Genomic DNA, 20,742 nt, shown 5'->3' with positions numbered 1-20,742 from the left:
TTTTTTTGTTTGCTTTTTCGGGTCAGATCAGGTTCACGCTGCGCTCGACGAATGCCGTGAGGTCGGCGCCTTTCAGCATGCCCTGCGAGAGGAGGGCCAGGTCGAAGGCCTGGCGGGCGAGCCTGGTGCCTTCCTCTTCGGGAGCGGAAAGGATACGGGAGATCAGCTTGTGGTTTCCGTTGACGGCCACCTTGTAGGAGTCGGGCAGCGATCCGTAGAATTGCATGCCACCACCACCGAGGCGCGCCATGTCTTTCATGCGGCGCATCCATTCTTCCATGGTGATGGTCACCGGCAGCTCCGCGTCGGAGAGGGCTTCCACTTCCACCTGCATGTGCTCGTTGGCAATGGCTTTCTGGAAAATGTCCTTCACCTTACTCTTCTCGTCGTCGGAAAGCTGGTGCTGCTGCGCGTTTTCTTTCACGATCAGCTTGTCGAGGATGTCGGCGTCCACGCGCTTGAAGGAGGTTTTCTCCAGCTTCGACTCGAGGTGCTGCGTAAAGTGCGTGTCGATAGGCGAGTTCATCAGCAGCACGTCGTAATCGCGCTTGTTGGCAGCCTGGATATAGCTGTCCTGGCGCTCGGCGTCGTTGGTATAGAGGTATACGAGGCGACCGTCCTTGTCGGTCTGGAAGTCCTTGACCTTCGCATTGTATTCATCGAGCGTATAGTACTCGCTCTTCGTGTTGTTCAGCAGCACGAAGTCCTTGCCCTTTTCCCAGAACTTGTCGTCGGAAAGCGCGCCGTACTTCACGAACAGGCCGATGTCGTTCCACTTTTCCTCGAATGCCTTGCGGTCTTTGCGGAACAGCTCGAGCAGCTTGTCGGCCACCTTGCGCGTGATATAGGAGTTGATCTTCTTTACGTTCGAGTCGGCCTGCAGGAAGGAGCGGCTTACGTTGAGCGGAATGTCGGGCGAATCGATGACGCCGTGCAGCAGCATCAGGAACTCGGGCACGATGTCCTTCACTTCGTCGGTGATGAACACCTGGCGCGAGAAGAGCTTGATTTTGTTGCGCTGCACCTCGAAGTCGTTCTTCAGCTTCGGGAAATAAAGCACGCCCGTGAGGTTGAACGGGTAGTCCACGTTGAGGTGGATCCAGAACAGCGGGTCGTCGGAAAGCGGATACAGCTCGCGGTAGAAATTGAGGTAGTCCTCGTCGGAAAGCTCGGTCGGCGCCTTCGTCCAGATCGGGTTCGTGTTGTTGATGATGTTGGGCACCTCGACCGTCTTGTATTTCGGCTCGCCTTCCTCGTCGGTGCCGTCTTCCTCCGTGCTGTTGCGAGTGCCGAACTGGATGGGCACGGGCATGAACTTGGCGTACTTGTCGAGGATCTGCTGGAGGCGCGAGCGGTCGAGGAACTCCTCGTTATCGGTGTTGAGGTACAGGACGATGTCGGTGCCGCGCTCCGTGCGGGAACCCTCGGTCAATTCAAACTCCGTGGAGCCGTCGCAGACCCAGCGGGCCGGCTCGGCGCCTTCCTGGTACGACAGGGTCTGGATCTCCACCTTATCGGCCACCATGAAGGCGGAGTAGAATCCGAGGCCGAAGCGCCCGATGATCTCGTTGGCGTCGCGGGCTTCCTTGAATTGCTCCATGAACTCGGTGGCGCCCGAGAAGGCGATCTGGTTGATGTATTTCTTCACCTCCTCGGCGGTCATGCCGATGCCGCGGTCGGAGATCGTGATGGTCTTGGCGGCTTCGTCCACGCTCACCTGGATCGTAGTGTCGCCGAGCTCCGCGTTGTACTTGCCAAGTGCGGCAAGCCGGCGCATCTTCTGGGTGGCGTCCACGGCGTTGCTCACGAGCTCGCGGAGGAAGATCTCGTGGTCGGAATAAAGGAATTTCTTGATGATGGGGAATATGTTCTCGGTGTGGATCGAGATCGTCCCTTTCTCTTGTACCATATCGGGTTGCAGTTGTTTAAAGAATGATGCTTCCCGGGAGCAAGCGACGTTCCAAAGCAGGTCAGCTTGCCAGAATGACAGAAAACCCTGCTGAGAAGCCGCGGCGGGGCTCGCTGACCTGTCCGGATTTCCGGTCAGCCCTTCTTTTTTCCGGTGGTTCCCGCCAGGGTTTCGTTTCGCTGTCTTCGGCAATGAAGCGCACCGGCAGCAACAGGTGGCGGCCAGGGGCGGCAGGAGGGGAACTTAGGTTCCGGATATGGAGGGGACATCGGCGGAGGCCGCTGGAACGGCGTTCCGGCGGGGAGTGGTCAGGACGGATGCTTACCCGGCGCCTGCTCGTTGCTCGCAATGGCCTCGGCCAGCCGCGCCTCGGCGCGCCACACCGACTCCGGCAGGTCCTGGTGCAGGATCTTCCAGTTGCCGCGCGCATTACGCTTCATCCGGAAAATGATCCGCTGGCTCAGGTTGGTTACGTGAACATGATAGGCAAGCTCTACCTCGGGGTGATACATGCGCCGGAAAATAAAAGTGATCCCATTCTCCACCAGCGTAAATTCTTCATTCATCATCACGCCGCAATTTATAGGGGTCGCCTTTCCCTGCCGTTCCGCATTGCCCTTATTTTTAAGGGGGTAAGAGAATGTACGGGAAGCGCCTGCGCGTTTTTGCTTACCGCGGTGTAAAGGTCTGGTAGCAAATGACTTGCAGCGACAAATTACACTCCGGGCGGGCGCGGGCCGTCAGCGCCTCTTTTTCTTGTACCGGATCTCCACGCGGGCAACGCCGCTCTGGAGCAGGCCGAGGTCACTCGCCGCAGCGCGGCTCAGGTCGATGATGCGGCCTGCCACAAAGGGCCCGCGGTCGTTGACCTTTACCTTCACCGTTTTGCCGTTGTCGAGGTTTTTGACCTTCACTTTGGTGCCAAAGGGCAGGGTGCGGTGGGCCGCGGTGTACTTGCGCTGGCGGAAGACGGCCCCGCTCGCCGTTCGGCGGCCCTCGAACTTATCGGCGTAGTAGGAGGCCTTGCCCGATTCGGTGAGGGAGCCGGCGCAGGAGGCAAGCAGCAGCAGGAGCAGCGGAAGCAGCAGGAGGCGCATCACACAAACTTAGCGAACCGGCGGCACGATGGCACCAATTTGGAGGCAATGCCGGTAAAATACGGTTATGGAAAAGGACCAGGAACACTACAAGGTGCGGGAACCGAAGCTCGAGCCACCGGCAGACGGCCACCGCGACAAGCACGTGAATTTCCGGGCTGCTGAGGAGGAGCGCCGCGACGTAAGCAGCCACGAGGGACAGGACGACTACAGCGCCGACCGGCGCCGGGAGCGGGAGGAAGGCCTCCGCAAAGGTGGCGCGGCGGCTGGGAACGAATGACGCCCCAGGGCTGCGTATCATCATCAGCAAACAGCAAAAAACACAACAAGATGACCAACGATCGCAAGCACGAAGAGCACCGCCCCGGAGCGGGCACCCAGGAACCGGTGAAAAACCCGTTCAAGCAACCGGAGGCGGCGCAGCCGGAACCTTCGGCAGGGGAGGAAGCGGATGCAGAGCAGCAGCGCAAGGAAGCGCTCACGGAGCGGGATTAAAAACGAACCCCTTTCTTTGCGGCATGGACCCCCTGCCCCTGCTTCCCTGCACCATTGAACTCGAAGGCAGTTCACTGACCTTCCTCGTACCGGATGCGGCAGCAGTGCAGGAGCGGTACCTCGCCGCGCAGGCGGCGGGGGACGCGCCTCCCTTTCCTTACTGGACAAAGCTGTGGCCTTCGGCGAAGGTGCTGGCGGCATTCGTGTTGCGGCACCCGGGATTTTTTGCCGGCAAGCGCGTGCTGGAGCTGGCGGCCGGCCTCGGTCTGCCGGCTCTTGCCGCGGCGCGGTACGCGGCGCACGTCACCTGCAGCGAGTACCTGCCCGAAGCGCTTGAGGTACTGTCGGCAACCTTTGCCCGCTACCCGGAGCTGCCTGTAGAAATACGGATGATCGACTGGAACCACCTCCCCGGCGACCTCGATGCGGAGGTGGTACTCCTGAGCGACGTCAACTATGCGCCCGGTGATTTTCCCGCCCTCCTCGACGCGCTGCAGCGCCTGCTGGCGCAGGGGGCATTGCTGCTGTTGGCGACCCCGCAGCGTCTTGCCGGCCGTGACTTCCTCTCCGCCCTGCAACCCTGGGTGCGGCACCAAGAACTTCACACAGCTCCGGACGGCGCAGACATTCAATTGCTCGTACTTAGTGCGGACAAGGAGGTTTTGGACGGTTTTGAGGGGTTTTGAGAGGTTGGTGTGCCGTTGCGGAAAGAAGCAGTTGGAACAAGAGTCAAGGATACTTTATTACCCCATCATCCCATTACTCCATTACCCCATCAGCACATTACCCCATTACCCAATTACTGCATCGCTTTCCATTCGTGGGAGAGGATGCTCATTTCGCGGAGGCTCCAGTATTCGTCGCCATAGCGCAGGATATCGCGCTGCACGCCCTCGCTGACGAAGCCGGCCTTTTCGTAGCAGCGGATCGCCGATTTGTTGAAGTCGTAAACGCCAAGCGAGATCCGGTGCAGGTTCAGCTCTCCGAAGCCCACGCGCAGCACGGCACGGATCATCTCGGTACAGATGCCACGCCCTTTGTGTTGCGTATCGCCCACAAGCACACGGCTGATGCGCGCCGAGTGGTTCTTGCGGCTGATGCTGCCGAGCGACACATGGCCCACCGTTTCGCCGCTGGCCTCGTCGATCGCCTTGTACACGAGCGCGTCGGACTTTTCCAGGTCGTTAGTGTCTTCCAGGTACCACTCGAGGCTGTCGCGGGTAAGCGGGAACCGGAACAGGGAGCCGGCCCAGTTGGTGAGCAGGTACTCGTCGTGCACCCAGGCAATCAGTTGGTCGAAGTCGGCGGGGGTAAAGTATGCTAGTCGGATCATGGCGTGTTGTGCGGTGCGCGCGAAAGTAACACCGAACCGCGTTGTTACAATCGGCAGACCTCCCGCTACCTTTGTGCCGGCCGTCGGATCTTGCCCCGCCACCCCACACTGCCACCATGAAAAAGACCTTGTTTCTTGCATTCCTGCTCGCCTCCGCCTGTTGCGCCGTTGCCCAGGAGGCCCTGCTGCGTCCCGGCTTCGATGCCCGCGAATACCGCGACCTGCTGGCGATGAACTTCAATACCTACGACAGCCTGCAGCGCGCCTCGGGTGAGGCGGTGCGCTTCCGCCGTACGTATACCTCGCGCGTGACCGGGCTCGACAACCGCTGGTTCCTCTGGCAGGCTGCCGATGCACCGGTGGCCGTACTCTGCATCCGCGGCACCGTGGCCACCAAATGGAGCTGGCTCGCCAACCTCTACTCGGAGATGCAGCCCGCTGCCGGCACCCTGCAGCTCGACGACAGCACCCGGGTCGACTACCGCCTTGCGGCCGCTGAAGGCGCTGCGGTACACACCGGCTGGCTCATTGCCCTGGCCTCCATGAGCGGCGACATCGAGCGGAAAATCCGTGAGCTGTACGACAAGGGCACGCGCGCCATCTACGTAACCGGCCATAGCCAGGGTGGGGTGCTCGCCGCACTGCTGCGCTCCTGGCTGCACTACCGCACGCTTCAGGGCGCTCTGCCGGCCGGCATTACCTACAAGACCTACAGCAGCGCGGGACCCAAGCCGGGTAACCTGCAGTTTGCCTACGATTACGACTTCATCAACCGCGGCGGCTGGGCCTTCAACGTGGTAAACGCCGCCGACTGGGTGCCCGAAACCCCGCTGAGCCTCCAGCAGATCCGCGACCTCAACCCGAACAACCCTCTGGCCGACGTGAAAGGCGCCCTGCGCAACCAGAAGCTCGTGGTGCGGCTATACGGCGCGATGATGTACAACAAGCTGACGCGAAAGAGCCGCAAAGCGGTCGGGAAGTACCAGAAATATTTCGGGGGACGCGTAGGCAAGGAAGTGCGTAAAAAGTTGCCGGCACTGCGATTGCCCGGGGCGACGCCCGGGCTCGACTATATGCGGGCGGGGGGGGCGGTGGTGCTGATGCCCGACAGCGCCTATTACCGGCAATACCCGAACGATACCTCCGGTCTTGGGGTGTGGAAGCACCACACGTTCGGGGCCTACCTGACACTGCTCCGGAAAGATTACCTGCAGCCCTGATCTGTGAATGCCGCCAGGGCATTGGAGGCCGTAATTTCCCGTAGTGCGGGAAAAAGAAGGCGGTAAAGCGCGGGACTGGCATAATTCTGCGTCCCGCTTCTGTAAAACAAGGATATGGATAAGCAGTATAACGATCCGAAAGCGCCGGGCCCCGTAATGCCCGGGGAGGTGCTCAACGCCGCGCAGGACCCTGCTTCGATGAAGGACCCGCTGCAGCAGGAACTCGAAAAAACGGAGGGCAACCAAACCGAAGCGGAGCGCCAGACGCTGGATCGCCTGCGGAAGCAATACGGCCCCGACGGGAACCCCGAGCCCTGATGTGGGGCCTTTTTTCTGGCGTCTCTTTTGTCTTAGCTATTGAAACGGAAGGCCATGAAAAAGATCCTGATGAGTGCGGCCCTGGTGGTCCTGACAACGGTGGCGGCCTCGGCACAACATAAAAAGACGAAAGGCAAAACGACGGTGGCTTCAGACAACGCGCCAACGCGCCTCACCAGCACTTCGGCCAATGCGGCCTTTAGCGGGGCAGCCGAGAGCCGGAGCACCGGGTTCTCGATTGCAGACCCGAAGGTGAACTTTCTCAACGGCCGCGCGGCCGGGGTCATACCCGATGAGCGCGTAGAGCGACCTGTGATCAATATGCCGAAGCTGCGGTATGGGATTGCCCGCGGGCACCTGCTGTTCTATAATACGACGGCGCCCACGATGGGCTCCTTTACAGGTACCGGCTCGGTAGGCACCGGCTCCTCGATCGGGAGCGTCGGCACGAGCGGGCGGGCGACAGGGGTAAACGGAAAAAATCCGTATGCCGGTCCGGGCATTTACGGAAACAGGGTAGGGGTAAGCGGGGCACCGGTCAACCTTCCGCCGACCGATACCCGCGATTGATTCAGAGGCCCTGGTAGTTGCCTACGGGACCATCCTTGCTGTAGGACGCGGGGTAATACACCGGGCGCGGGTTCAGGGTGAGCGGTCCGGTGAGATTGCGGGTAATGAGTTTTTCGGTCTTGATTTTGGAGTGTACGATCTTGAGAACTGAGGTGTTGACCTGAAGGGCTTCGGACGTGTTGGTAAGGTTTCGCTTTCTCATAGCGAATGAAGGAGCAAAAAGTATTCCTACCTGTGCCGTATTGGCTCTGGAACGAACATATTTATGTGCGCCGCTTTAGAGCGACGCATTTTTTATTTCCGCCCCCGCAGGCGATGCAGGAAACCCCTTAGCAAACGGCTGTTACAACGTCGAATGTTGGGGATTTAGTTCCCTAATTACCCATGCCGCGCTTCGTATTTTTCACAAGCGGCGAACGAACCGTCGTTATCAGCACAGGCGATCGCAGTACCCGGAAGCAAGTAATCCACAACGGGTAGAAATACGGTCAGGGTATTCAGCATCAGAAAAACATTTTCTGTGCCGGAAATGTGTTGACCGTACACAAAGTGCGTTTCTTTTTTCCGGCCGCACCTTTTCTGCAACGGGGCAACCACCTGTGCATGATATAAGGTGTTGGGACAATGCGATGCCCGCTTTTCCTTGCCCGGAGCGGATTTCCGCAACATTTTCTTTTGTGGCTGAGTCGCCGTAGGCATCATCCTTGTTTGTTAATCGCTAAACCTTCATTAAAAAAGCGATCTATGAAAAAAACAATTCTTGCTTTGGCCATGATGAGTTGCGGAGCAATGGGTTGGGCGCAGAATACCACGGGCACCAACAGCACCTCGACCAACACGACCAGTAACAGCAACACGACTTCGAGCAATACAACAAGCTCGACGACCACGAACAACGGAACGACCACCAACGGCACGACGACGACCAGTGGTACTACGACCAACGGCTCTGACCTGAATTCGGGCACCAACATGAACACCGGCACCAATGTGAATGCGGGTGTGAACAGCAACACGAACCTGAACTCCGGCAGCAACACCTCTGTTCCGCCGAGCGGCACGATGAACTCCACGAATGCAACGGTCAATGGCAGCATGGGCAACACCGCTATGGACGCCAACGGCTCCGTGAACGGCAGCACCCAGCTTTCCAGCACCGGCAACTACGCCGCCTATGGCAACGTGACCAACATCCCGGGCAACCTCAGTATGTCGCTGCAGCGCGATTATCCCGCGGCATTCAGCCCCACCTGGCAGCAGGCCGGCGACTGGTACCGCGCTTCCTTCAACAACCAGAACCGTAACATCATGGTGTATTATGCCCCCAACGGCAACAGCTACTCCGTGGCGCTCCCGGTGGTTCAGGGCTTCGTTCCCGAGGAAGTGATCACCCGCTCGCTGCAGACGTACGGCAACAACATCTACTCGATCAGCCGCGTGCGCGCTGCCAACGACTCTGATGTGTACCTGGCTACCATCATCGAGAACGGCGTATCGCGCAGCGAATACCTCACCGAAGAAGGTACCACAATGGCTGCCATCGACGTATTCCGCAACGACGCCGAGCTGCTCAACAGCTCCTCGAGCAACGCTGCAAATGCAGACATGAATGGCGGCACCCTGCAGGGCAGCAGCTCCACGCTGAGCACCGACTCTTCGATGAGCACCGGCACCGATATGAATACAACAGCTCCGGCCAGTTCATCGTCGGACCTGAACAGTAACATGAGCGGCTCCACGACCACGGATAGCAGCGGCACGAGCTCCGACTCCGGCAGCACCGGTACGGACGTGAACGCCAACACCGATATGAACCTGAATAGCAGCAACAGCGGCACCGAGATCAAGGCGAAGACCAAGATCAAGGACGCCAACGGCAACACGATTCAGAAGATCAAGCACAAGGAAGGCAAGACCAAGGTCAAAGGCGATGCCTCCGGCAGCACTTCCACCAGCGGCAGCACCGGTGGTGGCTACTAAGCCAGGAGTTAGATGGAAACCATACGCGCGCCGGGCAATGCCCGGCGCGCTCTTTTTTGGACAGGGCCATCGTGGTACGGCGCTTGCACCGCAACTTCTAAAGGAACCACATGAAAATACTTCTTGCCGCAACCCTGGTAGGCGCTGCGATCGCCGGACTCATACTTTATGCCCAGCGCCCTGTTCGTTCGGGTAATGCGCTTCCCGGAGGTCCCGATGCGGAGCCGCTGCCCGACACCGCACGGGGCACGCATGCCATGGGTTAAGGAACGCGGGCCGGGCGGGAGGCCCGGCCCATCCAATGGCACGCTTCTTTTATACCCAACCGTAAAACGGCATTTATGCATTACCTGTTCGAACGCCGGCTCAACATGCTCGAAGTGGCCCTGCACGGCCTCAGCGACGCGGCCCTGGCCGACCCGGGCCTGCCCGAGAACCTCCAGCGCGATTACGCGATCCACATCCCGGAGCTCGACACCCATAAGGTAAAGGAAGAGCACTCCAAAAAGGAACTGGTCCCTAACGAAACGCCCGAAGGCTTTCACCTGCGGAAGAAAGGAACCTTTTACGTTTTCACCTATACGGTGCCCTATACCTCGAAGGAGTTTATCACCGACATCCTCCCGATGCGCAGCTGCGACGAGGGCCTCAGTATCGGCGCCGACAACGTGGTGTACCGCGAGTGGGACCATGAGCCCATCGAGGGCAATACGCGCGAGTTGCTGCGCCTGCGCGCCAACGCGGAGAAGGCCCTTGCCGATGTACAGCTCACGCTCGACGAATACGCCGCCAATGCCCTTGAGTTCAACCAGCTGGTGCTCCCCGTGGCCATCATCGAAAAGATCCAGGCAGAGCGCCTCCTGCGTTTCGAGCTCGAAGCGCGGCGTGCCGAGGGGAAGCCCTCCTTTGCCAGCAAAGAAGACTAGGCATCAACCAGCTTCATTCAACGAAGTAGCCCCGGCATCCGCCGGGGCTACTTCGCTTTCCGTTTAGCTACGCCTTTTCAAAAGAGCTTTCCTCGAGGCGGTACACCTTATTAAGGTCGAACGAGACGCTGAGCACACAGCCGGCGCCGGGAGCCGTCTGCAGCGACAACACCCCATGGTAGATGTCTGCGCGGTTCATGATGTTGGTGATGCCGATCCCCTTGCGGTTCTGTTCCGGGTCGAAGCCGACGCCGTTGTCGGTGATGCGCAGGCGTATTTCGCAGCCCTCTTGTTCCAGCTCCACCGATGCTTCGGACGCACCTGCATATTTAAGGATATTCGTCGTTTGCTCCTGGATGATGCGCAGCATCGTGAGCTTGAGTCCGGAAGGCAGGCCGTTCTCGTCCAGGCCGGAGTGACTGAACGTAAAACGAACCGCACCGAGGTTGTTGAGGCCTTCCACAAGGTCGTCGACCGCCGAAGTAAGGCCAACGTCGTTGAGGGCGTGGGGTACCAGCGAGCGCGACAGGCGCCGTATTTCCTGGATGGCGGAGGCTACCATCTGCAGGCTGTGTACGCGGTGCTTTTCCGCATCTGCTCCCGGGGTGCCCATGATCTCGAGGTGCAGCTTCACGGAGGTCAATACCTGGTTCACGTTGTCGTGCAGCTCGCGCCCGATCTCGTTGCGCTCTTTTTCCTGCACCACCACGGTAGCCCGGGCGATGGAGCGCTGGTGGGCGATCTTTTCCTCGAGCAACTCGTGCTGCAGCTCGATGTTGCGCGTTATGTCCTTGGCCAGCACGAGCACCGCCGGCCGCCCGTTGTACTCGATGCTGTGCGAGATCACCTCCACGAAGATGCGACGTCCGTCGCGGAGCAGGTGCGTCCACACCCCCTGTTGCAGGCGCTCGCCGGAGCGGGGTGCCTGCGTTACCTGGAGGAGCCGTCCATGGTCTTCGGGTGGGCGAATGTCGAGGATGGTCATGGTTGCAAATTCGGCCGCACTGTAGCCGTAATGGGCCACCGCCATGGCGTTGACCTCGAGGAAGCGCAGTGTGTTGCGGTCGAAGATCCACATCGGCATCGGGTTGCTTTCGAAAAGGCCGCGGTACTTGCGCTCCGACTCCTGGATCTGCCGCTCGGCCTCTACAAAGGAGGTGATGTCGTGCACCCGCCCGAAGTAGCCCAGGTGCCCGCCCTGCCCGTTGCGCAACAGGGAGCGGTGCAGCGTGAGGTAGCGGGTGCCCCCCGGGCCCTGGACGGTGGCCTCCATCAGCTCCTCGTCCTGGTTGCCGGGCGCACTCCAGAAGGCGTCGTGGCCGGGTGCGACGCCCTGGAGCAGGGTGGGCGCCATGCCGCGGCCTACGAGGGCTTCGGGGGTGGTGCCGAGCTCAGTGGCGAGCGCCTGGTTGACGAAGCGGAAGCGCTGCTCCCCGTCCACTACGAACATGAGATCCGGAGTGGCGTCGATCACCGTGCGGAGCAGGGCGCCCGAATCGCGGACCTCTCCGAGCGAGCGCTGGAGCTCTTCGTAGGTGCGCGTGCTCTGGCGAAAGATCGGGGCGATCACAAGTATAGCGAGGAACAGCAGGCAGGCGATGAGCGAGATGATGGTGGCCCGGTTCATCGTTTCGATGCGCGCCTGGGTATTCTGCTCCATGTGAAGAAACTGGGCGTGCAGCTGCTGCATCAGCGGCAGGTATTCGCCGGTGGCCGCGTGAAACGGCACGGGGTCGCCGGGGTCGGTGCGGTTGGCGACGGCACTTTCAAGCGCTTGGTGCGCCCGCGCCTGTACGATGGCATAAGCGGCTTCGCTGCGGCCAAGCAGCGCCTGTACCCGCGTCGCATCCTCGCCGGCCGCAAGTGCCCGCCCGATCTGGCGCAGCTCTACCTGGCCCGCGCGGAAGTGAGCCGCGGCCTGTTCGAGGTATTTGAGCTGGTTATTGAACTGGTCGGTTGAAAAATGATGGTGGATGGACAATGCCGATACCTTGCCGGCCACCTGCTGCAGGTACACCTGCTGTCTGGCCGAGCTGTTGCCGCCCGCCTCGCAGAGGCGGTTCTGAGCCGACAGCTGCGTCACCGAAAACCAGCTCGCGATGTTGAACAGGATCACGAGGAGCAGCAGCACAAACGAAACGCGGACAAGCCTTTTTAATGGGGGCATGTGGTTACAGTTTTGGTGTGTGGAGGGCGCGGATCGGAAACATCAAATGTAAAAAAATCAGATGGCGTTTCCGGTTATTTCTGTGAGCGGCAAGCGATGCGCCTCGGCCGAATTCCGTTTCTTTGCCCTCCCGGGAACCGGCAACCCTTCCTGTAAAAACGTTCCTCCTGTATATGAAGCAAGTCGTCATCGTAACCGGCGCGTCGAGTGGCCTCGGTGAGCAGATCGCTACCCACCTGGCCGCAAAAGGGCATATTGTGTACGGAACTGCCCGCTCGCTGGGCGGCCAGGAGCGCCCGTTCCGGACCCTGTCGATGGACGTGGGCTCCCCCGAAAGCATAGCGGCGGCCGTAGCACAGGTACTCGCCGCCGAGGGGCGCATCGACGTGCTGGTGAACAATGCCGGCCTCGGGATCGCCGGCCCCGTAGAGACGCTTTCGATCGACGACTGCGCCCGCGTGCTCGACACCAATGTGCTGGGCGCCCTCCGCGCCGTGCAGGCCGTGCTGCCCGCCATGCGGAAGCAGGGGAGTGGCAAGATCATTAACATTTCGTCCATCGGCTCCGAGATCGGCCTTCCCTACCGCGGTATGTACAGCGCCAGCAAGGCCGCGCTCGACCGCCTTACCGAGGCACTCCGCACCGAGCTGGCGCCTTTTGGCGTGCAGGCCTGCGTGGTGCAGCCCGGCGGCGTGCGCACCGACATCAACGCCAACCGGCTCCGCAGCGAGCTGCCGGCAGGCAACCCCTACAAAGAGACCTTCGAAACAACTTATGCCCTTATTAACGAGAGTGTCGACGGCGGCCTCGATCCGAAGGTATTCGGGACCCTGTTGGAGCAATTGCTCGAAGCCCCGGTGCTCCGCCGGGTGTACCGGCTTGGCAAGCCGCTCGAGAAGTTTTCGGTGCTGCTAAAGCGGCTGTTGCCTTCCGGCGCCTACGACCGGATGATCCGTAACCACTACCGGATCCCCCGGAAGGGCTGATCCCTTGGGTATCTTGTACGAACGGCGCCGTGACGCGTAGTTTGGAACTATTTTTTCGGCTACAGGAAAAGTACGTTCATGAAAGCGCTGCGCCTGTTGATCGTCCTGATCTGCTTTACCGCCTGCACCGGCACCCCGGCCAAATCGCCCCCGCCGAATAACGAAGACAGCACCCAGCAGCGCCACAATACCAAGGCCGCGGGACACGACTCACTGAGTGCGCACACCCATGCGGGCGGCTCGCTGCGATAAGCATAAAGCCGGCCTTTGGTTGCGTTCCGTTTCCAGCGCAAAGGCTGGCCGCCGGTGCGCCGGAGCGTTTTCGCGCTAGCTGCTTCCCCGATCGGGTTTTTGTTTCGGGCCAGGATCCGCTGCGCTTCCGTAGCCCGTATAAATACGGGGCGGGGAAGTTGTCGTACCCGCCCGCACGGGAAAGCCGGGCCGGGTGATGCTCCTTACGACGAAGGACGGCCCATGCCGTCCTTCGTCGTTATATCTGTTTCCTGATTGCGATCAGGCGGCAGCCACCGGGCGGATCACTTTCAGCTTATGCAGTCCCTTGATGATCGGGTAGCAAGGGTCGAACTCGCCGGGCGCCGATGCAAAGTTGGGGCGCGACGGGTGCACGTGGTGGTTATTGTGATAGCCTTCGCCGAACATCAGCCAGTCGATGCGGAACAGGTTCTTGGAGGTATTGTCTGTTTCGAAGTTGACATGGCCGTACTTGTGGGCATACCAGTTGATGATGACGCCGTGCAGCGGGCCCATCACGGCATGGAGCGGCACCAGGATAAGCCACCAGAGCGAGGGAGCCAGGAATACGTACAGGGCGGTATAGGCCGCGATCCAAAGCAGGCGCGAGAAGCCGGACGACGCAAAGCGGTCGAAGCTGCGCCACTCGGGGATGTTCTTCTTGAAGCGGTCTTCCACGGGAGTGCGGTCGTTCAGGATGTCCTGGAAAATCTTTTTGGTGCGCCACATCATGGCGAACAGGTTCTTATCGTAGGCGGGACTGTGCGGGTCGTGCTCGGTATCCGTAAACGCATGGTGAATGCGGTGCATGATGCCATAGGCACGGGGACTCAGGTAGGAAGAGCCCTGCGTGATCCAGGTGAATACGTAGAAAAAGCGCTCCCAACCTTTGCTCATCGTAAACGAGCGGTGCGCCGCATAGCGATGCAGGAAGAAGGTCTGCGAAAAGAGCGACAGGTACCAGTGGGCGACGAAGAATAGAAGAATCCAGAGCATAGGCGTAACAAGAAAATAAGGGGCCAAAGGTAAGGGACGGCAGCCGCACCCGTGCGGCCGGGCTTGCGGATTGGCGGAAGTTTAAGGGAATAGCTCATCAATTGCTTATATATGTAAACAAGGGACTATATTTAATTTCTAAACCAAAAACCGACCACTATGGGCTTTTTCGACCGTCTTTCCAATGGCTGGAACATCACCATGAGCAGCTTCAAGGTGCTCCGGGCCAACAAGCAACTGATTGTATTTCCCGTGCTTTCCGGCGCCGCATTGGTACTGATCATGGCTTCCTTCGGGCTTGCCATACTCGCCGCCTTCGGCTTCGACGTTGAGTTCCTCGAATCGGAATTCTTCGGCGCAGAAAGCTCCGGCAGCATGGTGCTGAACTATGGCCTGATCTTCTGCTTTTACGTCGTCAACTACTTCGTGATTACCTTTTTCAACATGGCGCTCATCCACTGCGCCCGCCTGTATTTCCACGGTGAGGAAGTGACGGTGTCGGCCGGGCTCCGCTTCAGCCTTTCGCGCATCGGCGTCATCTTTTCCTGGGCACTCTTCGCCGCTACGGTAGGCACCATCCTCCGGGCCATCCAGGAAAACACCGGCATCGTCGGCAAGATCATTACCGGCCTCATCGGTATTGTCTGGAGCATCGCCACCTTCTTCGTGGTGCCGGTGATCGCTTATGAAAACTGCGGTCCCATCGACGCCTTCCGCCGCTCGGCGCAGCTGATGCGCGAGAAGTGGGGTGAGAGCCTCGGCTCCCGCATCGGCTTTGGCGTGGTGAACCTGCTTGCCTTTATCTTACTGGCGGTGGTCGTCGTAGCCCTGGGGGCCACGGTGCATTGGGCGCTGGGGGTGGCGATCGCCGTGATGGGCGCGTTCTCGATCATGATCGTGATGAGTGCCGCCGAAACGATCTTTATCGCTGCCGTGTACCACAACGTTACGGGTACCCCGGTAGAGCATTTCAACCAGCAGCTGATCGACGGCCTTTTCGAGCCGAAGAATTAAGCGAGCTCTCTATAAATGAAAGGCCCCGGCACAACTGCCGGGGCCTTTCATTTATAGGTCATGGTATTCGATTGCTGCGGTCAGCAACGGCTACCCGATGCGTTCTACAAGGAAGCGCTCGAAGTGCTCCCACCCGTTGGCCGACAGGTAGCGCTCGAGTGCGGCGCGGCTTACGGGCTCCTCGATGGCGTTGAGCCGGGCGATCAGTGCGGGCAACTCGTCGAAGCTCCGGTAGGTGTAGATGAGCCCAAGCTCACCCAGCTCCTTGAAGCAGCCCGTGTGGGGCCCGATCACCACCTTGCCGTGCGCGAGGCTGTGGCACAGCGCTGCGGAGCTCAGCACAGAACCGGGGGCATAGCAAAAAAGCACGTAGCGACTCCGCGCATAGAAGTCGCGCAGCTCCTCGTCGGCCACGGTATGCCCGCGGATCTCCCAGCCACCGGGGGCCTGGCTCCGGATCCGTTGTTCCAGGCCGGCGTCGGCGAAGCGGCCCGCGATCAGTACACGCAGGGCCTGCAGGCTGGGCTGCCGGGCCGCGAAAGCGGCGAAGCGGTCCACCCCCTTGTAGGGACTTACGGTGCCCCAGATGAGCAGGTCCCAGTCGGGAGCGGCCGGCTGCGGCAGCAAGGGCGCCCGCTCCACGGGGTGATCGAAGCAATGAAGGTTGCGCAGCCGCTGCAGGCCACCGATCTCCCGCGAGTGCGACAGGGTCACGTCGGCGAAGCTGCGCATCAGCACCCGAACAATCCGCTTGGCTACCCGGTTGGTCTTGTAGTGCGAGAGATTATTGTGTACGAACCAGACGATCTTTTTGCGGCTCAGCTTACAGGCGAGCAGTACCGTCAGCAACATCGGGATCTGCAGGTAGCCGAAGCGCCGGTCGGGAACGTCCTCGATCCAGTTGAAATAGACGCGGTCGTACCGGGGCAGCTTCAGCAGCAGGTCGGCCATGCCGAGGCTCGTGCCCTTGTTGACCACGCGGTAGTGGCGGTCGAGGCAGTCGCGCAGGCGAACCATATAATCGTTGCTGCCGGGGCGGTGACCCTCGGCGGAGATGGGGTATAAATACAGGGTGTTTTTCGGCGGTTTCATATGGAGCAGGTGCGCTGGGGGCGGTTTTCCGGGAGTTCTCCTAAAGAAAAAATAATGCCGGAAGCGGCGTGCCGATCTTATTTCCGGCATTTGACAAAAGAAAAGCCCCGGCGCAGTGCAGGGGCTGGTTTTGTCGGGTGCTTCCTGCTTGCGCAAGCCGGGCAGCGATGAACGACAGGAGGGAGCCGGAATACAAAAAGCTGTCAGAATATGGCCGCAATACCGGGCCCGGCCGTGCCGTTGCGCCGTTGCGGGTTGAGGTCCTGGAGGGCCTGCGCCAACACGGGAACCGATAATTCACTCAGACGCGCGATCGGGTCGCTTTCGCCGGCCCCGAGCAGCAGTCGGTGCTGCTGGAGCACTTTCTCGCCGGCCCCCTTCCATTCATGCAGCGTGATGGTGCCCCTGAGTCGCCCGGTATCGTCGGGAAGCGACTCGAACCCGAAATGGACGTTCCAGGAGCGGCAGGGCATGCGGTCGATCAGAGAAGGGGTAATGCGCAGAGGGAAGCCGTACCGCAGCACCAGATCGGGGGCCGTTTCCTGTATCAGCTCCGAAAGTTCGGCGTCTACACTCCCTGCGTCGACCTGCCAGCAAGGGATGCCCTGCACTTCGGCCCATGCCTGGAGGGCTTCGACGTCGCTGCTGCATTGATCGCCGCCCGGGGGGCAAAGTAAGGTCAGCATGCAGCCCTGGCGGAGTAGCCAGTCCATGCAGGGCATCGCGGCGCTCGTGGCGGAGAGCAGAACAATCTTCATTCGGGTGGGAAGGTCCGTGGTGGCGGCTTCGTGCCGAAGATAGCCGGCTCCGGGAGTCGCGGCTGCCCGGTGGGAGGGGAGCGCGCCGTTTTGGGAGCGAAGCCCCCTTTGCCGGGACGGAATCGGTTCCGCCTTATCTTGCACCGAACTGCTAAACCAAAGCGCATGACCGACGAGATTGCGGTACTGATCATAGAAGACGAGCCACTCTGGGCCCAGGGGCTCGCCCAGAACCTGGATGCCTTCGGCTTCTCGGTAGCCGGCGCCGCCCATGACTTCGAATCGGGGGCCCTGGCCCTGGGCAGCCTTCAGTACGATATCGTGCTGCTCGACATCCACCTCCAGGGCCGTGAGAGCGGCATCGAGCTCGGGCAGCTCCTGAGCACCGTGTACCAGAAGCCCTTCATCTTCATCACTGCCTCCTACGATGCGGCCACGGCCCTCAACGCCCTGCGGGCGCGCCCCTCGGCCTACCTCACCAAGCCCGTTAACCCAGCCTCGCTGTTCGCCACCATCCAGACCGCCCTGCACAATTTCAGCGCGCGCGCGGCGGCCCCGGTTCCCCGCGAGACGGCACCGGCGCCGGATTCCTTTTTCGTGAAGCAGGGAGACAAGTACAAGAAGGTTTTCTGGAAAGACGTGGTCAGCCTGCGCTCCGAGAAGAACTACACCGGCGTGCTCAATGCGTCCGACGGCACCACTTCCTACATTCGCAGCACGCTTCCGAAGACCTTGCGCTACCTGGTGCCCGCCGGGCTGCAGGAGGCATTCATCCAGGTCAACCGTGCGGAAGCCGTGCAGCTTTCTTTTATCCGGGAGCTCGCTCGCGAGGAGGTGCGCACCGCGTTCGGTTCCTTCAGCGTTACGGAAAGCTACCTGAAGCCGTTGAAGGAAAAGCTCCGGATCCTGGGCTGATCGGCCTGCTCGCCCATCGATTCATTTCGGCCCCGTTTTATCAGGCGCTCACCCTGTGTTGAGCGGTAACCTGACCACGAAGGTGGTGCCCACACCCGTGCCGCTCTCGACGATGATGCTGCCGCCGTGCGCCTCCACGATCTCGCGGCAGATCGACAACCCAAGCCCGACGGAGCGCTCGCCCCCGGTGCCGGTGCGCCGCGCTGCGGAGAAGGGAGCGAACAATACCCCCCGCAATTCTTCCGGGATGCCGATGCCCTCGTCGCGCACCGCGATCCAGGCCGCCGTATCTACCCGGGTGACCTGTATTTCTACGGAGCTGCCCGCTGGGCTGAACTTCAGGGCGTTGGAGAGCAGGTTCACCACCACGCGCTGCAGCCGGTCGGGCCACCCGAGCAGGTACAAGGGCTCTTCCGGTGCAAACATGCGGATCGTTTGGCCTTTTTCCAGGGCTTTGGGGTGCATCAGGGTCACCGCGGCGCGCACCAGGGCGTTCAGCTCGGTGCGCCGGCGCTCGATCGGGGCGGCGTCGCTCTGGAGCCCGAGCAGCTCGTTGGTCAGCGCGAGGGCCATACCCGAAGCTTCCTTGATCATCCGCAGTGGTCCCTCGTTCTCGCTCGTCTGCTCTTCGAGCAGCATCTGGTCGGCCAGGTAGGTCGTCACCCCGATGGGATTGCGCAGGTCGTGGGCCACCACGTGGAGGATGCGGTCCTTTTCGCGGTTGGCGGCTTCCAGTTCTTCCTTTTGCTGGCTCACCCGCTCGTTGAGCGCCCTGAGCGCGGCGATGTTCCGCTTGCTGCGGCGGTAGTTGTTCCAGATCAGCAAGATGATGACGACCGCCATCAAGGCCAGCAGCACCGACACCCAGAGGTAGATCTGCGCGAGCTGGTTGTTCTTGCGGAGCAGCCGGATCTGGAGGTCCTGGTCCTTGTCGCGCAGCTGGCGGGTAATGTCTGCCTGCTCCAGTTCCTTCTGGTGCGTGGCCAGCGAGTCGCGCAGCGCCACGTAGCGCTTGAAGGTCGGCAGCTCCAGGAGCGGCTGCTTCGTATCGCGGTAGTAGATATACTGGAGCCGGAGCCAGGCTTCCTCTCCTTCGATGTCCCTGATGGTATCGAGGGCGATACGCACGCTGTCGAGGAGCGGGCGCATGGCGGCATAGCGCTGCTGGCGGTCGTACACCTCGGCGAGCTGGAGGGCCACCAGCTGCGCGTCGCGCACCTCGTAGCCCTTGCGGTTGTTGAGCGCGAGGCTTTTCCGGAACAGGTGCTCTGCCGAATCGAGCTGTCCGCGTCCGACGTACACCTTCGCCATATTGCCGTACACCACGCCGTGGATCATATCCATCCCCACCGGCCCCAGGGAGTCGCGGAAGCGATTGGCCACGTCGAGTGCATTCCGGAAGTGAAACAGCGCGCTGTCGGGGCGCTTCAGGTGCACGTAGCAAAGCCCGATATTGCTCTGGATCTCCTGCTGCTGCAGGCCGATCGCCGCGCTCTGGTTGGGGCAGAGGTCCTGCGAGCGGTAGGCCTCCAGGAAGTTGCGGGCCGAAAGGGAATAGCTTTTCTGCCGGTACAGTACCATGCCCAGCCGGTAAAAAAAGCCGGAGCGCTCGCAGGGCTCCAGGTAGGCATAGGCCGTACTGCGTGCCCGGAAGTAGTATTCGTTGGCCTTGTCGTACAGGCGCATCTGGAAGGCAAGCTCGCCGCCGTGCAGCATGTTGCCCATATAGGCACGCGGGTAGCAGGCCTGCAGCTCCCGGGTGTTGAAGTAGGAGAGGAAGGTATCTACATGCCGGGCGGTGGCAACCGTGTTGGGGTTGATGAAGTAGTAGTAGTACCCGAATACCGCCGAGCGCTGGGCCCGGATGAAAGGTGTGCGCGGGCCGGGATCCCGGGCCAGGAGCGAGTCGTAGACCCGGAGCCCTGAATCGAGGCTGCGGGTGCGCTCGATGGTCTGGTAGGTAGGTCGCAGCACCCGGCTGTCCCAATAAACCACTTCCTCCTTTTCAGGCAGGCACTCACGCTGGCGGCACCCGGCGAGCAGGAAAAGAAAAAGGAGCAGGAATGTCCAGGAAGCGGGTCGGAACATGGAACAGCAGCAGTTGGTGCCGCAAAGATACGCCGTCCGGGTTGCGGCAGAGCTTTGCCCGCACGATTCATTGCCTGTGCTCCTCCCGCTCCGGCGCGCGGCTCACTTCCGCGCAGCGCCCTATGCCGGCCGGATGATCCCTGCCAGGCAACACTCCTGTGCCGAAACGCCTGGTACCGGCGCTCCGCCGGACCGTGCCACCCCGCGGTGGCTGTACGATCACGGAGAGCCCTTTTGTTCCGGGCCGGACCCCTTCGGCATGCAGGGGGTGCTTGCCTTTCCCGCGGCTACAAGAATGGCTTACGAAGCACGGATGCCGGCTGTGCAGCTGCAATTGCTGGAACAGGTGCGGGTCGGGCGGAGCGCGGGTACGGATCTCGGCAACACCGACCTTGCGGAGCGTTCTTCGGGTCGTACCGGCAACACATCCGCGTCCGGGCATGGTGCGGTCGTTCGCGGGGTATCGGCGGCCTGCCGGCCGGGAGGAGGTGCTGCGCCTTTTGCCCCTGTTCTTCGATGCGCGGCGCCGGGATATCCCCGTCTGCTTCTTCATCAATGCCGGCGCCCGCGCTGTCGCTGCGCCTGTGCGACGACGGCAACCTGCATGATCATTGCTCCCCGGAGCT

General features: G+C 61.0%; 24 protein-coding genes. 13 read left to right on the top strand and 11 right to left on the bottom strand.

Going from position 1 to position 20,742, the window contains the following annotated elements; translation table 11 throughout:
- Nucleotides 1–22: 22 nt before the first annotated feature.
- The 3 genes from htpG to ABD937_RS05190 all read right to left on the bottom strand — a co-directional run bounded on the left by htpG (nucleotide 23) and on the right by ABD937_RS05190 (nucleotide 3,006).
- Nucleotides 23–1,909: a molecular chaperone HtpG gene (gene htpG, locus ABD937_RS05200; protein WP_345253948.1), complete on the bottom strand. Its 1,887-nt coding sequence runs from the start codon at nucleotides 1,907–1,909 to the stop codon at nucleotides 23–25.
- A gap of 308 nt (nucleotides 1,910–2,217) precedes the next feature.
- On the bottom strand, nucleotides 2,218–2,478 hold the full coding sequence (locus ABD937_RS05195) for a hypothetical protein (protein ID WP_345253947.1): 261 nt from the start codon (nucleotides 2,476–2,478) through the stop codon (nucleotides 2,218–2,220).
- A gap of 171 nt (nucleotides 2,479–2,649) precedes the next feature.
- On the bottom strand, nucleotides 2,650–3,006 hold the full coding sequence (locus ABD937_RS05190) for a septal ring lytic transglycosylase RlpA family protein (protein ID WP_345253945.1): 357 nt from the start codon (nucleotides 3,004–3,006) through the stop codon (nucleotides 2,650–2,652).
- A gap of 67 nt (nucleotides 3,007–3,073) precedes the next feature.
- Here ABD937_RS05190 and ABD937_RS05185 point away from each other — a divergent pair, with 67 nt between their 5' ends.
- From ABD937_RS05185 to ABD937_RS05175, 3 genes are read left to right on the top strand one after another with little or no spacing between them, the layout of a single operon-like run.
- On the top strand, nucleotides 3,074–3,286 hold the full coding sequence (locus tag ABD937_RS05185; RefSeq protein ID WP_345253943.1) for a hypothetical protein: 213 nt from the start codon (nucleotides 3,074–3,076) through the stop codon (nucleotides 3,284–3,286).
- 50 nt (nucleotides 3,287–3,336) lie between these two features.
- The gene (locus ABD937_RS05180) at nucleotides 3,337–3,501 is read left to right on the top strand and encodes a hypothetical protein (RefSeq protein ID WP_345253941.1); all 165 of its coding nucleotides are present in this window, start codon (nucleotides 3,337–3,339) and stop codon (nucleotides 3,499–3,501) included.
- 23 nt (nucleotides 3,502–3,524) lie between these two features.
- Complete coding sequence (locus ABD937_RS05175; RefSeq protein WP_345253939.1) at nucleotides 3,525–4,187, top strand: class I SAM-dependent methyltransferase; 663 nt, start codon at nucleotides 3,525–3,527, stop codon at nucleotides 4,185–4,187.
- A 113-nt stretch (nucleotides 4,188–4,300) separates the two neighbouring features.
- Here the strand turns inward: ABD937_RS05175 and ABD937_RS05170 are convergent, their stop codons facing one another.
- Nucleotides 4,301–4,834 (bottom strand): GNAT family N-acetyltransferase, encoded by a 534-nt coding sequence (locus ABD937_RS05170; RefSeq protein WP_345253937.1) that lies wholly within the window; start codon nucleotides 4,832–4,834, stop codon nucleotides 4,301–4,303.
- A gap of 116 nt (nucleotides 4,835–4,950) precedes the next feature.
- On the opposite strand from ABD937_RS05170, the gene ABD937_RS05165 reads away from it, so the two are divergent.
- From ABD937_RS05165 to ABD937_RS05155, 3 genes are all read left to right on the top strand, one after another.
- On the top strand, nucleotides 4,951–6,054 hold the full coding sequence (locus ABD937_RS05165) for a lipase family protein (RefSeq protein WP_345253935.1): 1,104 nt from the start codon (nucleotides 4,951–4,953) through the stop codon (nucleotides 6,052–6,054).
- A 114-nt stretch (nucleotides 6,055–6,168) separates the two neighbouring features.
- Nucleotides 6,169–6,372, top strand: coding sequence for a hypothetical protein (locus tag ABD937_RS05160; RefSeq protein ID WP_345253933.1), 204 nt, complete (start codon nucleotides 6,169–6,171; stop codon nucleotides 6,370–6,372).
- 54 nt (nucleotides 6,373–6,426) lie between these two features.
- On the top strand, nucleotides 6,427–6,942 hold the full coding sequence (locus tag ABD937_RS05155) for a hypothetical protein (RefSeq protein ID WP_345253931.1): 516 nt from the start codon (nucleotides 6,427–6,429) through the stop codon (nucleotides 6,940–6,942).
- Nucleotide 6,943: 1 nt separating this feature from the next.
- On the opposite strand, the gene ABD937_RS05150 is transcribed toward ABD937_RS05155, so the two are convergent.
- Nucleotides 6,944–7,144, bottom strand: coding sequence for a hypothetical protein (locus ABD937_RS05150; protein ID WP_345253929.1), 201 nt, complete (start codon nucleotides 7,142–7,144; stop codon nucleotides 6,944–6,946).
- 176 nt (nucleotides 7,145–7,320) lie between these two features.
- Nucleotides 7,321–7,644 carry a hypothetical protein gene (locus ABD937_RS05145; RefSeq protein ID WP_345253927.1) on the bottom strand — a complete coding sequence of 108 codons (324 nt, stop codon included), beginning with the start codon at nucleotides 7,642–7,644 and terminating at the stop codon, nucleotides 7,321–7,323.
- A gap of 42 nt (nucleotides 7,645–7,686) precedes the next feature.
- Between ABD937_RS05145 and ABD937_RS05140 the strand changes: the two genes are divergently transcribed.
- The 3 genes from ABD937_RS05140 to ABD937_RS05130 all read left to right on the top strand — a co-directional run bounded on the left by ABD937_RS05140 (nucleotide 7,687) and on the right by ABD937_RS05130 (nucleotide 9,848).
- On the top strand, nucleotides 7,687–8,922 hold the full coding sequence (locus ABD937_RS05140) for a hypothetical protein (protein WP_345253925.1): 1,236 nt from the start codon (nucleotides 7,687–7,689) through the stop codon (nucleotides 8,920–8,922).
- 110 nt (nucleotides 8,923–9,032) lie between these two features.
- Entirely contained in the window at nucleotides 9,033–9,188 is a 156-nt protein-coding gene (locus tag ABD937_RS05135) for a hypothetical protein (RefSeq protein WP_345253923.1), read from the top strand.
- Between the two features lie 75 nt (nucleotides 9,189–9,263).
- Nucleotides 9,264–9,848 (top strand): hypothetical protein, encoded by a 585-nt coding sequence (locus ABD937_RS05130; protein ID WP_345253921.1) that lies wholly within the window; start codon nucleotides 9,264–9,266, stop codon nucleotides 9,846–9,848.
- A 67-nt stretch (nucleotides 9,849–9,915) separates the two neighbouring features.
- Here ABD937_RS05130 and ABD937_RS05125 read toward each other — a convergent pair whose 3' ends face one another.
- Nucleotides 9,916–12,015 (bottom strand): PAS domain-containing sensor histidine kinase, encoded by a 2,100-nt coding sequence (locus tag ABD937_RS05125; RefSeq protein WP_345253920.1) that lies wholly within the window; start codon nucleotides 12,013–12,015, stop codon nucleotides 9,916–9,918.
- A gap of 173 nt (nucleotides 12,016–12,188) precedes the next feature.
- Between ABD937_RS05125 and ABD937_RS05120 the strand changes: the two genes are divergently transcribed.
- Both ABD937_RS05120 and ABD937_RS05115 read left to right on the top strand, forming a co-directional pair.
- A complete protein-coding gene (locus ABD937_RS05120) occupies nucleotides 12,189–13,001 on the top strand; it encodes an SDR family oxidoreductase (RefSeq protein WP_345253919.1) in 813 nt (270 codons plus the stop codon).
- A 78-nt stretch (nucleotides 13,002–13,079) separates the two neighbouring features.
- Entirely contained in the window at nucleotides 13,080–13,253 is a 174-nt protein-coding gene (locus ABD937_RS05115) for a hypothetical protein (RefSeq protein WP_345253917.1), read from the top strand.
- Nucleotides 13,254–13,514: 261 nt separating this feature from the next.
- Here ABD937_RS05115 and ABD937_RS05110 read toward each other — a convergent pair whose 3' ends face one another.
- Nucleotides 13,515–14,249 (bottom strand): acyl-CoA desaturase, encoded by a 735-nt coding sequence (locus ABD937_RS05110; protein ID WP_345253916.1) that lies wholly within the window; start codon nucleotides 14,247–14,249, stop codon nucleotides 13,515–13,517.
- A 159-nt stretch (nucleotides 14,250–14,408) separates the two neighbouring features.
- Here ABD937_RS05110 and ABD937_RS05105 point away from each other — a divergent pair, with 159 nt between their 5' ends.
- Nucleotides 14,409–15,263, top strand: a complete 855-nt coding sequence (locus tag ABD937_RS05105) for a DUF6159 family protein (RefSeq protein WP_345253915.1) — start codon at nucleotides 14,409–14,411, stop codon at nucleotides 15,261–15,263.
- Between the two features lie 90 nt (nucleotides 15,264–15,353).
- Here ABD937_RS05105 and ABD937_RS05100 read toward each other — a convergent pair whose 3' ends face one another.
- Entirely contained in the window at nucleotides 15,354–16,355 is a 1,002-nt protein-coding gene (locus tag ABD937_RS05100; RefSeq protein ID WP_345253913.1) for a glycosyltransferase family protein, read from the bottom strand.
- A gap of 203 nt (nucleotides 16,356–16,558) precedes the next feature.
- Complete coding sequence (locus tag ABD937_RS05095) at nucleotides 16,559–17,113, bottom strand: formyl transferase (protein WP_345253912.1); 555 nt, start codon at nucleotides 17,111–17,113, stop codon at nucleotides 16,559–16,561.
- Nucleotides 17,114–17,278: 165 nt separating this feature from the next.
- Here ABD937_RS05095 and ABD937_RS05090 point away from each other — a divergent pair, with 165 nt between their 5' ends.
- On the top strand, nucleotides 17,279–18,028 hold the full coding sequence (locus tag ABD937_RS05090) for a LytR/AlgR family response regulator transcription factor (RefSeq protein WP_345253911.1): 750 nt from the start codon (nucleotides 17,279–17,281) through the stop codon (nucleotides 18,026–18,028).
- Nucleotides 18,029–18,076: 48 nt separating this feature from the next.
- Here the strand turns inward: ABD937_RS05090 and ABD937_RS05085 are convergent, their stop codons facing one another.
- The gene (locus ABD937_RS05085) at nucleotides 18,077–20,116 is read right to left on the bottom strand and encodes a sensor histidine kinase (protein ID WP_345253909.1); all 2,040 of its coding nucleotides are present in this window, start codon (nucleotides 20,114–20,116) and stop codon (nucleotides 18,077–18,079) included.
- Nucleotides 20,117–20,742: the final 626 nt, after the last annotated feature.

The organism is Flaviaestuariibacter amylovorans, from assembly GCF_039541815.1.
GTDB classification, from domain to species: domain Bacteria; phylum Bacteroidota; class Bacteroidia; order Chitinophagales; family Chitinophagaceae; genus Flavisolibacter; species Flavisolibacter amylovorans.
Note: the sequence above shows the minus strand (reverse complement) of the source record. Positions and strands in the feature narration are given on the sequence as shown.

Excerpts from the sequence above, each read along its gene's own strand:
- ABD937_RS05190 (WP_345253945.1), bottom strand. The coding sequence starts at position 3,006 with ATGCGCCTCCTGCTGCTTCCGCTGCTCCTGCTGCTGCTTGCCTCCTGC.
- ABD937_RS05135 (WP_345253923.1), top strand. The coding sequence starts at position 9,033 with ATGAAAATACTTCTTGCCGCAACCCTGGTAGGCGCTGCGATCGCCGGA.
- ABD937_RS05085 (WP_345253909.1), bottom strand. The coding sequence starts at position 20,116 with ATGTTCCGACCCGCTTCCTGGACATTCCTGCTCCTTTTTCTTTTCCTG.
- ABD937_RS05115 (WP_345253917.1), top strand. The coding sequence starts at position 13,080 with ATGAAAGCGCTGCGCCTGTTGATCGTCCTGATCTGCTTTACCGCCTGC.
- ABD937_RS05180 (WP_345253941.1), top strand. The coding sequence starts at position 3,337 with ATGACCAACGATCGCAAGCACGAAGAGCACCGCCCCGGAGCGGGCACC.
- ABD937_RS05195 (WP_345253947.1), bottom strand. The coding sequence starts at position 2,478 with ATGATGAATGAAGAATTTACGCTGGTGGAGAATGGGATCACTTTTATT.
- ABD937_RS05150 (WP_345253929.1), bottom strand. The coding sequence starts at position 7,144 with ATGAGAAAGCGAAACCTTACCAACACGTCCGAAGCCCTTCAGGTCAAC.
- ABD937_RS05120 (WP_345253919.1), top strand. The coding sequence starts at position 12,189 with ATGAAGCAAGTCGTCATCGTAACCGGCGCGTCGAGTGGCCTCGGTGAG.
- ABD937_RS05160 (WP_345253933.1), top strand. The coding sequence starts at position 6,169 with ATGGATAAGCAGTATAACGATCCGAAAGCGCCGGGCCCCGTAATGCCC.
- ABD937_RS05155 (WP_345253931.1), top strand. The coding sequence starts at position 6,427 with ATGAAAAAGATCCTGATGAGTGCGGCCCTGGTGGTCCTGACAACGGTG.
- ABD937_RS05145 (WP_345253927.1), bottom strand. The coding sequence starts at position 7,644 with ATGATGCCTACGGCGACTCAGCCACAAAAGAAAATGTTGCGGAAATCC.
- ABD937_RS05185 (WP_345253943.1), top strand. The coding sequence starts at position 3,074 with ATGGAAAAGGACCAGGAACACTACAAGGTGCGGGAACCGAAGCTCGAG.
- ABD937_RS05095 (WP_345253912.1), bottom strand. The coding sequence starts at position 17,113 with ATGAAGATTGTTCTGCTCTCCGCCACGAGCGCCGCGATGCCCTGCATG.
- ABD937_RS05175 (WP_345253939.1), top strand. The coding sequence starts at position 3,525 with ATGGACCCCCTGCCCCTGCTTCCCTGCACCATTGAACTCGAAGGCAGT.
- ABD937_RS05105 (WP_345253915.1), top strand. The coding sequence starts at position 14,409 with ATGGGCTTTTTCGACCGTCTTTCCAATGGCTGGAACATCACCATGAGC.
- ABD937_RS05125 (WP_345253920.1), bottom strand. The coding sequence starts at position 12,015 with ATGCCCCCATTAAAAAGGCTTGTCCGCGTTTCGTTTGTGCTGCTGCTC.
- ABD937_RS05100 (WP_345253913.1), bottom strand. The coding sequence starts at position 16,355 with ATGAAACCGCCGAAAAACACCCTGTATTTATACCCCATCTCCGCCGAG.
- ABD937_RS05140 (WP_345253925.1), top strand. The coding sequence starts at position 7,687 with ATGAAAAAAACAATTCTTGCTTTGGCCATGATGAGTTGCGGAGCAATG.
- ABD937_RS05110 (WP_345253916.1), bottom strand. The coding sequence starts at position 14,249 with ATGCTCTGGATTCTTCTATTCTTCGTCGCCCACTGGTACCTGTCGCTC.
- ABD937_RS05170 (WP_345253937.1), bottom strand. The coding sequence starts at position 4,834 with ATGATCCGACTAGCATACTTTACCCCCGCCGACTTCGACCAACTGATT.
- ABD937_RS05090 (WP_345253911.1), top strand. The coding sequence starts at position 17,279 with ATGACCGACGAGATTGCGGTACTGATCATAGAAGACGAGCCACTCTGG.
- ABD937_RS05165 (WP_345253935.1), top strand. The coding sequence starts at position 4,951 with ATGAAAAAGACCTTGTTTCTTGCATTCCTGCTCGCCTCCGCCTGTTGC.
- ABD937_RS05130 (WP_345253921.1), top strand. The coding sequence starts at position 9,264 with ATGCATTACCTGTTCGAACGCCGGCTCAACATGCTCGAAGTGGCCCTG.
- htpG (WP_345253948.1), bottom strand. The coding sequence starts at position 1,909 with ATGGTACAAGAGAAAGGGACGATCTCGATCCACACCGAGAACATATTC.